The sequence below is a fragment of the Bartonella sp. WD12.1 genome, from assembly GCF_002022415.1.
In the GTDB taxonomy this organism is placed as follows: Bacteria; Pseudomonadota; Alphaproteobacteria; order Rhizobiales; family Rhizobiaceae; genus Bartonella.
In genome coordinates this window covers 19837-37579 of sequence record NZ_MUBG01000001.1, presented here as the reverse complement: position 1 = coordinate 37579, position 17743 = coordinate 19837, and the positions used below count along the sequence as shown (strand labels likewise).

The 17743-nt window shown below is 36.7% G+C and carries 15 protein-coding genes, 1 other RNA gene and 1 pseudogene; 8 read left to right on the top strand and 9 right to left on the bottom strand.

Going from position 1 to position 17743, the window contains the following annotated elements:
• Positions 1–5 precede the first annotated feature (5 nt).
• The 5 genes from pstB to gshB form a co-directional block, all read right to left on the bottom strand.
• Positions 6–764 carry a phosphate ABC transporter ATP-binding protein PstB gene (gene pstB / locus BWD121_RS00175; RefSeq protein WP_240536671.1) on the bottom strand — a complete coding sequence of 253 codons (759 nt, stop codon included), beginning with the start codon at positions 762–764 and terminating at the stop codon, positions 6–8.
• Positions 765–805: 41 nt separating this feature from the next.
• Positions 806–2098, bottom strand: a complete 1293-nt coding sequence (pstA, locus tag BWD121_RS00170; protein ID WP_078662868.1) for a phosphate ABC transporter permease PstA — start codon at positions 2096–2098, stop codon at positions 806–808.
• Positions 2095–3555, bottom strand: coding sequence for a phosphate ABC transporter permease subunit PstC (gene pstC / locus BWD121_RS00165; RefSeq protein WP_078662867.1), 1461 nt, complete (start codon positions 3553–3555; stop codon positions 2095–2097). Before pstC ends, pstA begins: the two co-directional genes overlap by 4 nt.
• Positions 3556–3617: 62 nt before the next feature.
• A complete protein-coding gene (locus BWD121_RS00160) occupies positions 3618–4664 on the bottom strand; it encodes a substrate-binding domain-containing protein (RefSeq protein WP_078662866.1) in 1047 nt (348 codons plus the stop codon).
• 78 nt (positions 4665–4742) lie between these two features.
• On the bottom strand, positions 4743–5681 hold the full coding sequence (gene gshB, locus BWD121_RS00155) for a glutathione synthase (RefSeq protein ID WP_078662865.1): 939 nt from the start codon (positions 5679–5681) through the stop codon (positions 4743–4745).
• Between the two features lie 87 nt (positions 5682–5768).
• Between gshB and BWD121_RS00150 the strand changes: the two genes are divergently transcribed.
• Complete coding sequence (locus BWD121_RS00150; RefSeq protein WP_078662864.1) at positions 5769–6557, top strand: molybdopterin-synthase adenylyltransferase MoeB; 789 nt, start codon at positions 5769–5771, stop codon at positions 6555–6557.
• On the opposite strand, the pseudogene BWD121_RS00145 reads toward BWD121_RS00150, so the two are convergent.
• The 4 genes and pseudogenes from BWD121_RS00145 to BWD121_RS00130 all read right to left on the bottom strand — a co-directional run bounded on the left by BWD121_RS00145 (position 6503) and on the right by BWD121_RS00130 (position 11075).
• Positions 6503–8112: pseudogene (locus BWD121_RS00145) on the bottom strand (ABC transporter ATP-binding protein). The gene BWD121_RS00150 and the pseudogene BWD121_RS00145 sit on opposite strands and share 55 nt — an antisense overlap.
• Positions 8109–9251, bottom strand: a complete 1143-nt coding sequence (locus tag BWD121_RS00140; protein WP_078664028.1) for an ABC transporter permease — start codon at positions 9249–9251, stop codon at positions 8109–8111. The pseudogene BWD121_RS00145 and the gene BWD121_RS00140 overlap by 4 nt, the downstream one beginning before the upstream one ends.
• A complete protein-coding gene (gene yejB / locus BWD121_RS00135) occupies positions 9251–10372 on the bottom strand; it encodes a microcin C ABC transporter permease YejB (protein WP_078662863.1) in 1122 nt (373 codons plus the stop codon). Before yejB ends, BWD121_RS00140 begins: the two co-directional genes overlap by 1 nt.
• 142 nt (positions 10373–10514) lie before the next feature.
• Positions 10515–11075 carry a cytochrome c family protein gene (locus BWD121_RS00130; RefSeq protein ID WP_078662862.1) on the bottom strand — a complete coding sequence of 187 codons (561 nt, stop codon included), beginning with the start codon at positions 11073–11075 and terminating at the stop codon, positions 10515–10517.
• A 101-nt stretch (positions 11076–11176) separates the two neighbouring features.
• On the opposite strand from BWD121_RS00130, the gene BWD121_RS00125 reads away from it, so the two are divergent.
• The 7 genes from BWD121_RS00125 to rimI all read left to right on the top strand — a co-directional run bounded on the left by BWD121_RS00125 (position 11177) and on the right by rimI (position 17724).
• Entirely contained in the window at positions 11177–11908 is a 732-nt protein-coding gene (locus BWD121_RS00125; RefSeq protein ID WP_078662861.1) for a 3-deoxy-manno-octulosonate cytidylyltransferase, read from the top strand.
• Positions 11909–12722: 814 nt separating this feature from the next.
• Positions 12723–12820: signal recognition particle sRNA small type (gene ffs, locus BWD121_RS00120), an RNA gene on the top strand.
• Positions 12821–13044: 224 nt separating this feature from the next.
• Positions 13045–14973, top strand: coding sequence for a DNA polymerase III subunit gamma/tau (locus tag BWD121_RS00115; RefSeq protein WP_078662860.1), 1929 nt, complete (start codon positions 13045–13047; stop codon positions 14971–14973).
• A 14-nt stretch (positions 14974–14987) separates the two neighbouring features.
• Positions 14988–15311 carry a YbaB/EbfC family nucleoid-associated protein gene (locus BWD121_RS00110; protein WP_078662859.1) on the top strand — a complete coding sequence of 108 codons (324 nt, stop codon included), beginning with the start codon at positions 14988–14990 and terminating at the stop codon, positions 15309–15311.
• A gap of 35 nt (positions 15312–15346) precedes the next feature.
• Positions 15347–15952, top strand: a complete 606-nt coding sequence (recR, locus tag BWD121_RS00105) for a recombination mediator RecR (RefSeq protein ID WP_078662858.1) — start codon at positions 15347–15349, stop codon at positions 15950–15952.
• Between the two features lie 595 nt (positions 15953–16547).
• On the top strand, positions 16548–17240 hold the full coding sequence (tsaB, locus tag BWD121_RS00100; RefSeq protein ID WP_078662857.1) for a tRNA (adenosine(37)-N6)-threonylcarbamoyltransferase complex dimerization subunit type 1 TsaB: 693 nt from the start codon (positions 16548–16550) through the stop codon (positions 17238–17240).
• The gene (rimI, locus tag BWD121_RS00095) at positions 17233–17724 is read left to right on the top strand and encodes a ribosomal protein S18-alanine N-acetyltransferase (protein ID WP_078662856.1); all 492 of its coding nucleotides are present in this window, start codon (positions 17233–17235) and stop codon (positions 17722–17724) included. The genes tsaB and rimI overlap by 8 nt, the downstream gene beginning before the upstream one ends.
• Positions 17725–17743: the final 19 nt, after the last annotated feature.

The window sequence follows — 17743 nt, the reverse complement described above, 5'->3', positions numbered from 1 at the left end:
TTAACTTACCCAAAACGCCCTGTAATATAGTCTTGCGTACGCTGTTCCTTTGGTGAAGTAAATATCACTTCAGTTTCATCAACTTCTACCAAATGCCCCAAATGAAACATAGCCGTGTATTGAGAAACACGTGCAGCTTGTTGCATTGAATGTGTTACAATGACGATTGTGTAATCTTGTCGTAATGAATCGATAAGTTCTTCAATACGTGCTGTCGCAATCGGATCAAGAGCTGAACATGGTTCGTCCATTAAGATAACTTCAGGATTCACAGCAATAGCACGCGCAATACACAAACGTTGTTGCTGTCCTCCTGACAAACTTGTTCCCGGTCCATGGAGACGATCTTTAACTTCGTCGAATAATCCTGCTTGTATCAAACTTTTTTCAACCACCTCATGCAATTCAATACGTGATTTCACTAAACCATGAATACGTGGCCCATAAGCAACATTGTCAAAAATAGATTTTGGAAAAGGGTTAGGCTTTTGAAAAACCATCCCCACACGTGCTCGTAATTCTACAACATCAATCCGTGAATCATAAATATCTTCCTCATCTAAAGTAATCAAACCTGTTACTTTAGCACCTTCAATTGTATCATTCATACGATTAAAACAACGTAAAAAAGTTGACTTTCCGCAGCCTGAAGGACCGATTAATGCAGTAACTTTATGCTTAGGGATATCAAGAGTAATACCATGGAGAGCTTCTTTATCTCCATAAAAAACCTTAACATCTTGACCTCGCATTTTGACCTTCATTGTAGACCTAACCTTATCTCGATGTACATACTTTACTGAAGTTATAAACGTCGTTCAAATCGTCGACGCAAAAGAACAGCTGAAATATTCATCACAGCAAGAAACACCATCAATACAATAATGGCACCTGATGTTTTTTCAACAAAAGCACGTTCTGCTTCACCAGCCCACATAAAAATTTGCACAGGTAAAGCAGTTGCTGGATCCATTGGTGTAGTAGGAATATTCGCAACAAAAGCAACCATTCCAATCAAAAGTAAAGGAGCAGTTTCACCTAGTGCCTGTGCCAAACCAATAATTGTGCCAGTCAGAATACCGGGCACTGCTAAAGGAACAACATGATGAAAAACCATTTGCGTCTTTGATGCACCTAATCCTAAAGCTGCTGTACGAATAGATAGTGGAACAGCTCGCAAAGCAGAGCGTGTAGCTATAACAATTGTTGGTAATGTCATAAGAGTTAAAACAAGCCCACCAACAAAAGATGCAGAACGTGGCATTCCTAAAAAATTAATAAAAATAGAAAGCCCTAAAAGACCAAAAATAATCGAAGGAATAGCAGCAAGGTTATTAATATTAATCTCTATAAAATCTGTAAACGTATTTTTGCACGCATATTCTTCAAGATAAAGAGCCGTTGCTACCCCTATGGGCAACGCAACTGCTAAGACAATAAACATCATATAAAAAGAACCAATTATTGCAACACCTAATCCTGAAGTTTCAGGACGACTTGAAGCACCAAATGTAAAAAAACCGCGATTGAATGTTTTATAAAGTGTATTGTCATTAATTAAGCGTCTAATCCATTCTATCTGTCTATTAGACACTTTGCGCTTTTCCTCTGCTACTTGCAAATTAATCTGTCCTTTACAAACTAAATCAACATCTGCCGCCGCTAAAATTTTAATTTTCTGCGTTGTACCAATTAAGTTCGGATTTTTTACTACCATATCACGTAACTGCACGCGAACATTACCCGAAAACATACGGTTAATATCGCGCATAGCTGCCCGATCATTGTAATCTACTCCAAGTTTTGTAGCCAAAGCATTACGTACAAGAAGTGGATAATTTGCAGTTATTAATACCTTTGGATTAGTTTCACGTTGACCACTCGGATCAATCACCTTTTCATCCAAATAAATTGATAATGTCATTTCACTATGAAAAAAGGCTGTATAGCCTTGACTGAGAATAGACCATAAAAGAATAATTAAAAAAAACAAACTAATAAAAATAGCAACAAGGCCATAAGTACGAAAACGACGTTCAGCCCAATAACGACGCCTCAGACCAATATTACGACGATACGAGACAAAATCTCCATTCATTCATATTGCTCCCGATATTTACGCACTATATAAAGAGCAAAAATATTCATCAAAAGAGTCAAAATAAAAAGTGTCATTCCCAAAGCGAAAGCTACAAGAGTCTGCGGTGAATTAAACTCAAAATCACCTGTTAATTGATTAACAATTTTAACCGTTATTGTAGTCATTGCCTCAAATGGATTAAGAGTCAAATTGGCTGCAACGCCCGCTGCTAACACGACAATCATTGTCTCGCCAATTGCCCGGGATGCTGTTAATATAAGTGCCCCCACAATCCCAGGAAGCGCTGCTGGTATAATGACTTTTTTAATAGTCTCAGATTGCGTTGCTCCCAAACCGTAAGAACCTTCGCGCAAAGAACGGGGAACAGCAGTAATAATATCATCTGACAAAGATGAAACAAAAGGAATCAACATAATTCCCATAACCAAACCAGCAGTCAAAACACTATGAGCCATAATAAAACCAGCACCACCAGAAAGAGAAATAGAAAGATCGCGCAAAAAAGGTCCAACAACCATTAAAGCAAAAAAACCATAAACAATAGTGGGTATACCGGCAAGAACCTCCAATAATGGCTTTACAATTGACCGTAATCGACTTGAAGCGTATTCGGCCATATAAAGAGCAGCAAACAACCCAATAGGAACAGCAAAAAGCATTGCCACAAACGCAATATAAAGCGTACCAGCCAACAGCGGTATGAAACCAAATTGCCCTATTTCACCCCCTGAACCATTGGTTGAAAAACGAGGGTCCCAAACTGTTCCCCAAAAAAAGTTTAAAAATGGTACGGATTGAAAAAAACTCACCGTCTGGAATAACATGGAAATTACAATGCCAATTGTTGTTACAACTGTAATCGCAGATGCACAAATTAACCCAATAATAATGAAACGCTCAACCTTATTGCGTGCACGCTGTTGTGGAGAAACATGTATAATCCCAAAAACAAAACCACAAAATGCAATTATAAAGCATAAACCATAACCGATAAATTGTAGTTTCTTAGAAGAAAAATACCATGATTGTGCTACTTTCAACGCATAATCTGGTACCTCCATAGGCAAAACAAACCCTTTTTTCGACAATTTCTCTTGTATATCCGCGTAGGAAATTGTCATCAAATCCCCCTCAAAATGATGAATAATTTTAGCTAAATCACGAATGATCTCTAAAATAAGGTCATGATTTTCTATTTCTATCGCCCGTACTATAGATATCTTAACTGCCTGCGAAGCATTATATTCTAAGTAAACTGTACTCCCAACGTTCCAAAAAACTAAAAAAATAAAAGCTGGGACAACAGTCATTAACAATGTCCACCAACCGTAATAATACGCACGAGAGTGCATCTTGAATCTCATACATTCAAGGAAACGAGCTCGCATATAAGAAATGCAAAAACCGACAAAACCAAAAATCAATAGCAGAAAAATAACAAAAGAAATAAGCATATTGTCTTTCAATTTTTACAAAAAAGTAGCACAGAAGAATCCTACATCATCATTTTAGAAAATTATTTTAAATTCATCACTGTACCAGCATAAAAAGAAGCACGCTGCACTTGCCGTTCTTCTTCAGAAGCAGCAACTAAACCATAATCGGCTAATGGTCCATCTGGACCAATCATTTGATCGGAAAGAAAAAAGTCAACATATTCCCACAAACCTGAAACAATACCAAAATGTGCTTTTTTAACATAGAAGAAAAGTGGACGCGAAAGTGAATATTCACCATTAGAAATTGTTTCACTATTTGGAGCAACACCATTAATGTATGCAACCTTAAGTTTATCAGCATTATTCTCATAAAAAGACAAACTCAAAACACCAACACCTGTTTTATTGGACATAAGGTGAGCAAATGTTTCAGAATAATCGCCATCAATATCAATGACCTTCCCATCCTTACGTACAGCAATACAAGCAGTATTAATCTCCTTCTCACTCATCCCCAAAGCTTCCATTGCCTCAACTGCTCCACTAGCTTTACAGCCTGCAGCTAATAATTTTTCTTCAAAAACTTCACGCGTTCCATGTTTTTCACCAGGAATATAAACTGTAATTGCCCAATCAGGAAGAGCACTATTGATTGTATTCCATTTCGTAACTTTATTTAATTGTAATTTCCCATCAACCACAACTTGAGCAGCCAATGCCCTATACACATCTACAGAGTGTAATTCCCAGTCAGGTCCACTGATATTTGTTGCAAAAACAATGCCATCATACCCAATGCGCATTTCCTCAACATCCTTCACACCAGCATCAAAACAGGACTGTAATTCACCTGATTTCATTGGACGTGAAGTATTAACAATATCGATCGTCTTATCCCCAATACCACGGCAAAACTCTTTAATACCAGCACCTGAACCACCAGACTCGATAACGGGAATTTTAAAATTAGGGTAAATTTCTCCAAATACCTCAGAAACGATTTTTTCATAAGGTAAAACTGTCGATGAACCCGCAATCTTAATCTGATCACGAGCATTGCTAATATCAACTAGCAACGCAGTAACGCACATCAGCCCCACTCCAACTGATAACAACTTACTCATTCATACACTCCCTAAGACCCAAATTCTAGTTTACATTTGTAGAATCAGAAAATAAATTTAGTAATCTTCTTAAATAAATTAACTTGAATGCTTACGTTCAATAATGTCCCAAAAAAGAGAGGCGATATCCGCACCTCCAAAGCGTTTAATTTCACGAATCCCAGTGGGAGATGTAACGTTTATTTCTGTTATATAGTCTCCAATTATATCAATTCCTACAAGAAGAAAACCTCGTTTCTGCAAAACAGAACCAATGCGTGCGCAAATCTCATAATCACGTTCAGTCAAACCAATACTTTCTGCTCGACCTCCAACATGCATGTTGGAACGAGCATCCATTTCCGCCGGAATCCGATTAATCGCCCCAACAGGCATACCATCAAGCAAAATAACCCGCTTATCCCCTTTTCGAACGACATCCAAATAACGCTGAACAATAAAAGGTTCACGATAACTGTGTTCAAACATCTCCACAAGCGACGTTAAATTGCGATCATCCTGTTTCAAATGAAAAACACCCGCTCCCCCACTGCCATAGAGTGGTTTAATAATAATGTCACCAACTTTATTCCTAAATGCTTTTATCTCTTCAATATCTTTTGTAATTAATGTTTCTGGCATCAAATCAGAAAATTCAGTAACAAAAATCTTTTCTGGACTATTACGCACCCATGTTGGATCATTTACGACAAGCGTCTTAGGATGAATGCGCTCTAATAAATAAGTTGTGGTGATATAATGCATATCAAAAGGTGGATCTTGACGTAAAAGAACTACATCCATATCCACCAATGGTGTATACATAGACTCTCCCAATTTATAATGACTCCCCTCTTCATCACGTACGATTAATGGCTCTAACCGTGCAATCACGCAATCACCACGCATAGATAAGCAATCTGGTGTATAATGAAAAAGAGAGTGTCCACGTTCTTGCGCTGCTAAAGCAAGCGCAAATGTAGTATCTCCTTGGATCTGAAGCGTTGAAATATGATCCATCTGAATAGCAATCTTCATAAATAAAACCTCCTATCACTAAAAACAGACTGGTTAATGAGCCATAAATTTATTAAATCATAAAAAAACTATGACAAGAGAAAATCTATGATACAAAACGGTGATACAAAATTAAGCAAAGAAGAAATTGAACGTTACACACGTCATATTGTTTTACCCGAAATTGGTGGTGCGGGACAGCAAAAGCTTAAAACTGCTCGTGTTCTTGTCATAGGCGCAGGTGGTCTTGGCTCCCCTGTTCTTACTTATCTTGCTGCAGCAGGTATTGGAACGCTTGGAATTGTTGATGATGATATTGTTTCACTTTCCAATTTACAACGCCAAGTCATTCATAACACAAATACAATTAATCAATGCAAAACCATTAGCGCTGAAGCCACTATAAAAGCGATAAACCCTCATGTTATAGTTGAAAAACATAGTCTACGTTTAGATGAAAGTAATGTGGATAAACTGCTCAATGCTTACCATATTATTATCGATGGAAGCGATAATTTTGCAACACGTTATCTACTTGCTGACCACGCTGCTCAATGTGCTAAACCTTTAATAAGTGGTGCCATAAACCGATTCAATGGCTCACTAACAGTATTGATGCCTTATAAAGACAATAATCCCCACTATCGCGATTTGTTTCCTAACCCACCTACAACTGGTGTCATACCCACATGTTCTGAAGTTGGAATTATTAGTCCTTTGCCTGGAGTTATCGGGACATTACAAGCAATGGAAGCTATTAAACTAATCACAAACATTGGTGAACCTTTAGTAGGAAAAATCCTTCTCTATAATGGACTGTCAGCGCAATTTGATGTGATTGTCTATAAACGGCCAGATTCTAATGCAAATGCTGCAGCCATTAAAGCTTGCGTATAAGAATTTTGGGGACAAGAAAAAACACGGTCAGCGCAACCATACTCAACTACTTTTCCTTTGTGCATTACGAGTACTTCATGAGCAAGCGCCTTAACGACTTTTAAATCATGGCTAATAAACAAATAACCCAAATGATATTTTTTTTGTAAACGATGCAAAAGATCAACAATCTGTGCTTGCATGCTCATATCAAGAGCAGATGTTGGCTCATCAAGCATAATAAAGCGAGGCTTAAGAATAATTGCACGTGCGAAGGCAATTCGCTGTCTTTGTCCACCGGAAAATTCATGGGGATAACGATAGCGCACAGCAGGATCAAGATCAACCTCACGCAAAGCTTCAATTACGCGATCATCGCGTTCACAATCAGAAAGATATGGTTCATGAATCGATAACCCTTCAGTGATAATCTCACTTACAGACATACGTGGTGAAAGCGAACCAAAAGGATCTTGAAAAACAATTTGAATATGGCGGCGTAAAGAACGCATCTGATTGAAAGTAAAATTGCCAATATCAACACCATCAAAATAAATCTGACCTTTGGAAGAAATCATTCGTGTCAGTGCAAGCCCCAATGTTGTTTTCCCTGAACCTGATTCACCAACAACACCAAGTGTCTGGCCGGTACGAACTGTAATATCAACATCTTGAACGGCTTTTACATAATCAACTGTTCGCCGCAATAAACCTTTTTTAATTGGAAACCAAACACGTATTTTCTTACCTTGCATCAAAACAGGCGCATTATCATTAGCCTGTAGAGGATAACCTTGAAACTCTGCCGCTAATAATTTCTTTGTATAGGAATGCTGGGGATTGTTAAAAATTTCACTCGTGGTACCATTTTCAATAATTTTCCCCTCTTTCATAACATAAACGCGCTCTGCAACACGACGCACAATAGCCAAATCGTGGGTAATTAAAAGCATCGACATATTGCAGCTTTTTTTAAGCTGCACTAAGAGCTCAAGAATTTGTGCTTGAACTGTCACATCAAGTGCAGTTGTTGGTTCGTCGGCAATTAATAATTGTGGCTTATTTGCAAGCGCCATTGCAATCATCACGCGTTGCCGTTGACCACCCGATAATTGATGTGGGAAAGAACCCAAACGTTTTTCCGGTTCATCAATTCCCATTTGAGTCAACAAATCAATAATACGTGTGCGTAATAATTTATCAGATATGTTTGAATGTATTTTAAGAACTTCACCTATTTGCTGTTCCACAGTATGCAAAGGATTAAGAGAAATCATTGGTTCTTGAAAAATCATAGCAATATCTTTGCCACGAATTTTACGCAAATCCTCTTCTTTCTGTTTCATTAAATCTTGATCATTAAAAAGAATTTCACCTGATTGATAAAGTGTTTTCACAAAAGGTAAAAGTTGCAAAATAGATAGTGCTGTTACCGATTTTCCAGAACCAGACTCCCCTACCAGAGCAACTATCTCTCTCTTTCCAATATCGAAAGAAATTTGGTCAACAACACATTTTTTTCTTCTATTTGGCAAAATGCGACCGATAAATTACGTACCGAAAGCATCTTTGTCATTGTAATGTCTTTCGTGGATCAAAAGCATCCCGTACTGCCTCACCAATAAAAGCCAACAAAGCCAATAAAGTAGCAATAACAACAAAACCTGTAATGCCAATCCAAGGAGCGTTTAAATTAGAGGTAGCCTGCCGCATCACCTCACCCAAAGAAGGATAACCAGGCGGAAGACCAAACCCTAAATAATCAAGTGACGTCAGTAAAGAAATACCTGATGTTAATAAAAATGGCATATAAGTTAAGGAAGCAACCATAGTATTTGGCAATAAATGACGTATTATAATAATGCGATCAGGCACCCCTAAAGCGCGCGCAGCAGTAATATAGGTAAAATTGCGCGCACGTAAAAATTCCGCACGTACAACACCAACCAATGCGACCCACTGAAAAAGAAGCATAACCCCTAATAATACCCAAAAACCCTGCGCTAAAACAGCAGCCATAATAATAATTAAATAAAGCGATGGTACAGAAGACCATATTTCAATGAAACGTTGAAAAATCAAATCAACCCAACCACCGAAATACCCCTGAACTGCTCCCGCTATAACACCAATAATAGTCGAAATAGCTGTCAACAGAATGCTAAAAATTATCGATAACCGAAAGCCATATAAAACCCGTGCAAAAACATCACGTGTCAGATCATCTGTCCCAAGCCAGTTCCATCGACTTATCGTGCATTCCGGATCAGCGCTTCCTTGTGCATAATTGATACAACGCTCTTCTTTGCTTTGAAACCAAAAAGGAGGTGATAATGCTACAGTTTTATTACCTACTACTGTATTATAGGAATAACGAACTAATGGCCACACCGCACAACCATGTTTTGCAATTTCATTTTGAATTAAAGAATCTCGAAAGTCCGCTACAGCTAAGTTCCCACCAAACTTTTCATCGGAATAATCAAAAAAAACAGGGAATAACAACTCCCCCTTATAAGAAGCAATAATAGGGCGATCATTGGCAATAAATTCCGCTGAAAAAGAACAAAAACATAAAAATAAAAAGAGCCACAATGACCACCAACCACGACGATTTTGTTTGAAATTATGCCAACGACGCGCACTCAATGGAGAAAAAAAAGATCGTTTTTGTAACTTCGAGTTACAGAATTGATCATATTTTATCTTTTCCATCATAAATCTTTTCTATCAAAATCAATACGTGGATCAACTAGCATATAAATGATATCAGAAATAAGACTCACAACAAGACCAATCAGCGAAAAAATATAAAGACAGGCAAATACAACAGCGTAATCACGATTAACAATAGATGTATAACTTAAAAGCCCCATACCGTTTAATGAATACAGCATTTCAATCAATAAAGATCCGCTAAAAAATGAACCCATAAAAGCTGCAGGAAAACTAGCAATTACAATCAATATCGCATTGCGAAAAACATGACCATAAAGAATCGAGCGTTCGCTTAAACCCTTTGCACGAGCTGTAATAACGTATTGCTGACGAATTTCTTCCAGAAAACAATTTTTCGTTAACAAGGTTGTTGTAGCAAAAGAAGAAATGACCATCGCTGTTAATGGTAAAATCAAATGGTACAGATAATCTAATATCTTGCCTCCAAAGGATAATTTATCAAAATTATCCGAAGTCAAATGACCTAATGGAAACCAATCAAAAAAAGATCCCCCAGCAAAAAAAACCATTAAAAAAATTCCAAAGAGAAAATTAGGAATTGCATAGCCAATAACAATAATAGCACTCGTCCATACATCAAAAGCAGAGCCTTCTTTAAGAGCTTTACGGATTCCTAACGGTATGGAAATAGCATAAGAAATCAGCAAATTCCAAAAACCAAAAGAAAGAGAAACAGGTAGAGCACTCTTAATCAACTCAACAACTGAACGCCCTTGTATATAAGACTCCCCAAAATCAAAACGTATATAATTGCCAAGCATCGTCAAATAACGCTCCAAAGGTGGCTTATCAAAACCAAATTGCCGTTCAAGTTTGGCAATAAATTCTGGATCTAACCCTTGTGCTCCACGGTACTTAAAACTCCCATAAGCAGATAAATCAGTACGCGCACCATCAAAAACACTATCAGAAGAAAGGCTAAGATCGCTACCACCAGCCACCCGTCCCACTGCATCACCACCCATCCCTTGTAATTGAGCAATAATATTCTCAATAGGTCCACCCGGTGTAAATTGTACAATGACAAATGTTACCGTCAAAATACCAATCAGTGTCGGTATAATTAGTAAGAGACGCCATAGAATATAGGCCACCATTTCTTATTTTACCTTTTGATCAAGTCACACCAAATCACTTAAAATAATACATTCATCACAATTCTTCTGATAACTCGATAAAACCCAAATCACAAGTAAAGTTAACTACGCATACTTTTAAAGTCAGAACTTTTGGCACAAACTAATTTTGGTTAGCATCTTCATTATCCAGTGGTAAAGGAACAGGGTGATCAGATAAACTACGTAAATAGAGTAAAAGGTCAGCACGATCTTGATCATTTTTAATCCCTCGAAACGACATAGTTGTCCCTGGAAACGCTTTACGAGGTGATTGAAGATAGCGATCTAAAGTGGGAAAATCCCATTTTTTATTAGAATTTTCACGTAACACTCTTGAATAAGTAAAATCTTTTGCATCCGCAAAAGGGCGATTCACTATCTCCCAAAGTGTCGGGCCAAGAACACGATTAGAATTATCACGCCCAGAAGTATGACATAGAGCACACTGACGAAAAATTTTACGCCCATTTTCAAGATCACCTTGTTGAAGACGCTCATTTAACGATAGATAATGATGAGACAGATCCTGCTTTTCTTTAAGCTCATCATTATCTGCAGTATAAGAATGTTGAACTGATGCAAAATACTCATAAATTACATCACTAAAAATGAAAATTCCCCCCGCAATAATTAGAAAAAACAGAGAAACACAAATAAAATAGGTAAATGTAGATCGTTTCATTAAAATCTAAATGTTCAATTTTTATCATTTTCAGTTTAAGACTTTTCCTTATAGTATATCATTATAAATATATCAAATATACAACATTTGGAACTCTAGTGATGGCTTTTAAACCACTTATTCTTATTCCCGCTCGCATGGGTTCATCTCGTCTTCCAGGAAAACCTCTCGCTGAAATTGCTGGAAAACCTATGATTATTCATGTAGCTGAACAAGCAAAAAAAGCTGCATTAGGACGTATCATTGTTGCAACAGACCACAATACCATCGCTCAAGCTGTTACAGCTTACGGACACGAATGCGTCATAACACGTACTGACCATCAGTCAGGATCTGATCGTATCTATGAAGCTTTAACCATCATTGATCCTGAGCGACACTACAATATCATTGTAAATCTACAAGGTGATTTACCAACAATAACCGCTCACCAAATTATTAGTGCTCTACAGCCTTTAGAAAATGACTTAACTGATATTGCAACCCTGAGCGCTAAACTTGTTGAAGAAGATGAACAAACAAATCCCAATGTAGTCAAAATTATTGGCACACCACTTTCTCAAAATCGTTTGCGTGCTCTTTATTTTACCCGTGCAACTGCACCTTACGGAAACGGTCCTCTTTACCATCATATTGGATTATATGCTTATCGACGTGAAGCACTTGAACGATTTGTAACTCTTGCACCATCCACACTCGAACAACGTGAAAAACTTGAACAATTACGTGCATTAGAAAATAATATGCGTATCGATGTAGAAATAATTGATACGATTCCTTTAAGTGTCGACACACAGTATGATCTTGATAAAGTACGCAAAATCTTAATATAAAGAAATCAACTCTTTGTAATCATATTAACACTTTTGCACCACGCTAAAAATTATCACTAACAATAGCCAGACGGCTTATTGTTTTTTACTCACATTGCCACATAAAGAAAAAAGATATTATTCTTAAAAGCATCTAATTTCTAAGTGTAAGTTTCTTTTTATGAAAACGCTGTAGTTTTTAAATAAGTAAAAAGCTATTAAGATAGACTTGCATTATAGAAGATTACGCTTGGCAAATAAGGCATTTATAAGAGCTCCAAATGTATAGAATCTACTCAGTTATTTGGAAAAATTCTTCTTTAAAACCGGATTTGCAAAATACCCTCAACTCAGTTTGAGTAATTTTATACCTCCACATATATTCAACGAATATTCAAATATTGTATAGATTTTCCAATAGATTGGATAACCGAACTTTTTAAAAAGCAAAATTAATTTTCACATTAATTGGCGGCGTTCACTTTTACAGCCCAATCATCCCGTAAATTATAAACCATATTGCAAACAAACATTAGAAATAAGAGAAAATTTTGATCAGGAATTACCTATAACAAAGCCAATATTTTATCTACTTCAAACAAAAACATAGGCTGTTTTATTATAAATAGTTGACAAATTTCTTGCGTATTCAGCAACCCACAACATAGAAAATAAAATCATTCAAAAACCGTAAATCACAAAGTGTTTAGGGAAAACCTAAAATACTGCTTATGTTAAATATAAATTAAATTCAAAAAGAAGCTTTTTAATTATTCTTTCTATGTTTTTTGTTTCAAAGCTTGATTTTCCGTCTCAAATCAACAATATAAAATTGGGAGGTTGGTGATGGACGAACTACTCGCCAACCGGGTCAGGTCTGGAAAGAAGCAGCCCTAACGAGCTCTGGTACGGGTCATCGTGCCGACCTTCCACTTTTATTAAATGGAATCACGCCTTTGTTATTTTACAAGTTTTCGTGATAGAATAAGTACTCTACATTTAAAAAACAAAGAAATCTTGAGTATTTTAAACAATGATCCTATTTTCTTAAAATAAATTGATTGAGAAAAAATCCTTTTATAGTAGAGTATATTTTTAATCTGTGTTTTCATGTCATTGTAATATATTTACAAGAACTTTAAAAATTGGAATCATTGATGGAAAATCTGCCTGCAGCAACGACTTACCGTGTTCTCGCTCGCAAATATCGACCTCAGAATTTCTCTGACCTTATTGGTCAAGAAGCAATGGTACGCACCCTTACTAACGCCTTTGAGACAGGGCGTATTGCACAAGCGTGGATGTTAACAGGAATTCGCGGAGTAGGAAAAACGACGACAGCACGCATTTTAGCGCGCGCACTCAACTACAAAACAAAAGACATTGATCAACCCACTATCGCGCTTAATACACTTGGTGAACACTGTACACAAATTATTGAAGGCCGCCATATCGACGTTATAGAAATGGATGCTGCTTCGCACACTGGCATTGATGATATTCGCGAAATTATTGAACAAATACGTTACCGCCCTGTTTCTGCGCGCTATAAAATTTACATTATCGACGAAATTCATATGCTTTCAACACAAGCATTCAATGGCCTATTAAAAACGCTTGAAGAACCACCCCCACATATAAAATTTATTTTTGCAACGACAGAAATTCGTAAAGTTCCTATTACAATTCTTTCACGTTGTCAGCGTTTTGATTTACGGCGTATTGAATCAGCAGTTTTAGTAGAGCACTTACGTAAAATTGCTAAACATGAAAAAATTAAAGTAGAAGATCAAGCTTTATCTCTAATCGTTCGTGCTGCAGAAGGGTCTGCACGTGATGCTTTGTCTATTTTTGATCAAGCTATTGCTTATAGTAATGGCAAGGTTAGTACCGTTTCAGTACGCACAATGTTAGGACTAGCTGATCAAGCGCGTATTATTGATCTGTTTGAATTTGTTATGAAAGGAAATATTATTAGTGCATTGAGCGAATTACGTAACCAGTATGACGCAGGCGCTGACCCTTTTATGATATTAACAGAATTATCTGACTTCAACCATTTGGTCACACGGTTGCGTTTGACACCAGAAATAGCTGGAGATCTCTTTTTAACAGAAGAAGAACGTTTACGAGGTTTAGATTTTTCACAAAAACTTTCTATTCCCGTTCTTTCTAGAAATTGGCAAATTCTGCTCAAAGGCTTACAGGAAGTCAATAAAGCTGCACGTCCTATTCAAGCTGCTGAAATGGTATTGATTCGTCTTACCCATACTGCTGACCTGCCAACTCTTGATGAAGCCCTAAAAAAACTTACACAAGAAAAAACATCTTTTACAATTACCGAAAATAACTCCCATCAAGAAACCAACAATGTAAATCATACCGTAAAAGCCGATGATGCGCACATTCATTCTTTCTCACAAATTTCAAACCCGCAGCAAAACCAACATAATTTAAAAACAGCCTTAGCTAATCAACCTAATCTTTCAATTCAACCAATAGAATCATTAAGAATTCAAACTCCTGAAAATACAGACTCTTTTGAAACAACAGAAAATCTTGATAAGATTCAAACTACCAAATCTTCTAACAATGTTGTTCATTTACCGTACGCTTCTTCTCCACCAGAAACGGAAACGACAGAACAAAAGTCCCTAAATATAAATTCCCTACATGATATCGTTAATTTAGCTGAACAACACCGTGAAATACATTTCAAATTGCTTGTCAAAGAATTTGTTCATCCTGTTTCTTTTGAACCGGAGCATATAACATTAAGACTTGCTGAAAATGCTCCGCGTTCACTAGCTCGCGATATAAAAAAAATGTTGTATCAATGGACTAAAAAACATTGGACAATAACCTTTGTCACCGAAGGAGGAGGACCAACTTTACAGGAAGAAAGTGCAGCCGCCCAAAGGGCTCTTTTTTCTGATGTGGAAACAGATCCTGATATCGCAACAATTCTCAATCATTTCCCAGGAGCAAAAATTGTCGATATTCGTCTGAATAAACAAGAAAATGATCTTGATTTCACTCCTCATATCTTCGAAAATGAAAATAATGATCATACAAATGATGAATAAGGAAACTAATTGCTATGCGTGATATGATGGGCATGATGAAAAAAGCCAAAGAAATGCAAGAAAAAATGCAGCAAATGCAAGATGATTTGGCTAATTTGCATATAACAGGTACAGCTGGCGGCGGGCTCGTTAGTATCACCTTAAATGGTAAAAATACTATATCGGCAATCAAAATTGACCCGTCATTAATCAATCCTGAAGAGGTTGAAATACTTGAAGATCTCATTATGGCGGCTCATAATGAAGCCAAAGCAAAAATTGAAACGGCTATAGCAGAAAAAACACAAAGTATAACAGCAGGTTTACCGATTCCACCAGGTTTCAAGCTCCCGTTTTAATAAAGTGGCTTTAATTTAATCTTTGGAATAATGGTATGTCTCAACATATTGCAGGCCCTGAAATTGAGCGCCTCATTCAACTTTTAGCGCGAATACCAGGTCTTGGACCACGTTCAGCACGTCGTGCTGCCCTTCATCTTATCAAGAAAAAAGAAATACTATTGGAGCCATTAGGAGCTGCAATACAAGAAGCTGTAAACAAAGTAAGCATTTGTTCTGTTTGTGGCAATGTAGATACAACTGATCCTTGTTTGATTTGTACAGATCCTCGTCGTGATAATACAACGATTATTGTTGTTGAAGATATTTCTGATCTTTGGGCTCTTGAACGAGCCGGAATTTTACCAGCGCGCTATCATGTACTAGGTGGACGACTATCCCCATTAGATGGAATAGGTCCAGATGAACTCAACATCACTTCTTTAATAAACCGTGTTATCAATGACTCAATTGCAGAAGTTATTCTAGCTGTTAATGCAACTGTTGAAGGGCAAACAACAGCACATTATATCACCGATCAACTCTCTAATTTTTCAGTTAAAATTACCCGACTTGCCCATGGAGTACCGGTAGGTGGTGAACTAGATTATCTCGATGATGGAACTTTAGCTGCAGCCCTACGAGCGAGAACCAATCTTTAAAATATAATTTTTCTATCATCTTGTTATTTCTTCCATGGTATTTTTAAAGAAAAAAATATCAAAAAGATTAAATAAGAGACTATATCTTCTCATAAAATTTCGCGCATTTTACTAATATACACACTTAAGACTGAGCGTATGATTTAGAAATTATAGAAAAATAGCTTCTTACACAAATACAGTTTGAAAACTCTGGCAGTTTTATTAGAATTCATTAATTGACTAGTTTTTAAAATATCACACATTTCAGAGTAATAATTTTCTTTTTAGTAAATATCCTGTGACTTAAAATCTAAATAACCCTGGATCTTTCATATTTGCCATATTCTTCTAATGCTGCATATAGATTTTATAGTTCTTTCTCGATTACCTCTTTATAATTGTAATACTTTTAATGATACCCTTGCGTGCACTTTTGCCATATTATATCAAGAAACATATTAAATATTAATCTAGTCTAAAAAATATTCCCAAAAAGGTAATGTTTATTAATATTGCAATTATCTTCAAACATTTGCAAAATATACAAAATAAAAATACTCAAAAAACTATAATTAACTTTCTATCTGTTGTTATATCCAGTTAAAATGCGTTCATGTTTATCCTTGCCATAGACACTGCCTCAATTTATTGCGCTGTTGCACTTACCCGTCATCAAGCTGTTATTGCGCGTATCAGCGAACACATTTTCAAAGGCCATGCTGAAAAGCTCATTGGTCAGATTACGCAAATAACTGATCAAACTGGCATCACACTTGATCAAATGGATCGGATTGCCATTAACATCGGACCAGGGTCATTTACAGGTGTACGTACAGGTGTTTCGACTGCAAGAGCTTTAGCATTAGCACTAGAAATACCGGCTATTGGAGTGAGCACACTTGAAGCGTTAGCAAAACAAGCGCACAACAAAAATACTATGTCAACAATCACTGTTGTTATTGAAGCTGGTAGAGGAATGTTCTATTATCAGAGTTTTAACAAAGACCTTACAGCTTTATGTGCGCCTGGCTTACAAACACTTGAAAACATCATCGCAAATTTACCACAACAAACAATATTAACTGGTCCAGCTGCCGATATTATTGCTGCACATATCAAAAACAATAAGATAAACACCGCAACCATATTAGATTTCATCCCATGTGAAGCGGCTGACGTTTTAACTTATGCTCACCTTGCGGCAAACAAACAACCACAAGCTGCACCTCCTCGTCCACTTTATTTACGCGATGCCGACGCAAAACAACATGCCAGTTTTGTCTTACCACGAAAAAATAATGGCTAAACTTTCACCCACAAAAAAATATTTTGAAATTGCATCACTACAAACTGATGATAGCGCTTGTCTTCATCAAATTCACCAAAATTGTTTTATTCCGGCTTGGGAAGAACAAACATTTGATCTGTTTTTAAAAGATCATTCTATTTTCGGTTACAAAGTTTACCTTATTAATCAGCCTGATCAAATTTTAGGATTTTGTCTATGCCGTCTTATTCTTGATGAAGCAGAAATTATTACGATTGCTGTTCGACCTCATTACCAAAGGCAAGGAATTGGTTCTTTGCTTGTCGATAGTATACTTTGTTATCTTCAACATGCACGTGCCGCAAAGCTATTTTTAGAAGTTGAAGAAACAAATCTTTCTGCCTTGGCTCTTTATCGGCATTTTAAATTCAAAAAGATTGCCAAACGTCTTGCTTATTATCAATCACCAAATGGCCGCAAAAATGCAATTATCATGCAAAAAACTTTTAAGCAAACAGATTGAGATTTGTGTAAAAAGCGTT

Bases quoted from the DNA above. Each gene is read 5' to 3' on its own strand.
- recR (WP_078662858.1), top strand. From the start codon at position 15,347: ATGTCTCAACATATTGCAGGCCCTGAAATTGAGCGCCTCATTCAACTT.
- gshB (WP_078662865.1), bottom strand. From the start codon at position 5,681: ATGAAGATTGCTATTCAGATGGATCATATTTCAACGCTTCAGATCCAA.
- yejB (WP_078662863.1), bottom strand. From the start codon at position 10,372: ATGGTGGCCTATATTCTATGGCGTCTCTTACTAATTATACCGACACTG.
- rimI (WP_078662856.1), top strand. From the start codon at position 17,233: ATGGCTAAACTTTCACCCACAAAAAAATATTTTGAAATTGCATCACTA.
- BWD121_RS00160 (WP_078662866.1), bottom strand. From the start codon at position 4,664: ATGAGTAAGTTGTTATCAGTTGGAGTGGGGCTGATGTGCGTTACTGCG.
- BWD121_RS00150 (WP_078662864.1), top strand. From the start codon at position 5,769: ATGATACAAAACGGTGATACAAAATTAAGCAAAGAAGAAATTGAACGT.
- BWD121_RS00130 (WP_078662862.1), bottom strand. From the start codon at position 11,075: ATGAAACGATCTACATTTACCTATTTTATTTGTGTTTCTCTGTTTTTT.
- BWD121_RS00115 (WP_078662860.1), top strand. From the start codon at position 13,045: ATGGAAAATCTGCCTGCAGCAACGACTTACCGTGTTCTCGCTCGCAAA.
- BWD121_RS00125 (WP_078662861.1), top strand. From the start codon at position 11,177: ATGGCTTTTAAACCACTTATTCTTATTCCCGCTCGCATGGGTTCATCT.
- tsaB (WP_078662857.1), top strand. From the start codon at position 16,548: ATGTTTATCCTTGCCATAGACACTGCCTCAATTTATTGCGCTGTTGCA.
- pstC (WP_078662867.1), bottom strand. From the start codon at position 3,555: ATGCTTATTTCTTTTGTTATTTTTCTGCTATTGATTTTTGGTTTTGTC.
- BWD121_RS00110 (WP_078662859.1), top strand. From the start codon at position 14,988: ATGCGTGATATGATGGGCATGATGAAAAAAGCCAAAGAAATGCAAGAA.
- BWD121_RS00140 (WP_078664028.1), bottom strand. From the start codon at position 9,251: ATGGAAAAGATAAAATATGATCAATTCTGTAACTCGAAGTTACAAAAA.
- pstA (WP_078662868.1), bottom strand. From the start codon at position 2,098: ATGAATGGAGATTTTGTCTCGTATCGTCGTAATATTGGTCTGAGGCGT.
- pstB (WP_240536671.1), bottom strand. From the start codon at position 764: ATGAAGGTCAAAATGCGAGGTCAAGATGTTAAGGTTTTTTATGGAGAT.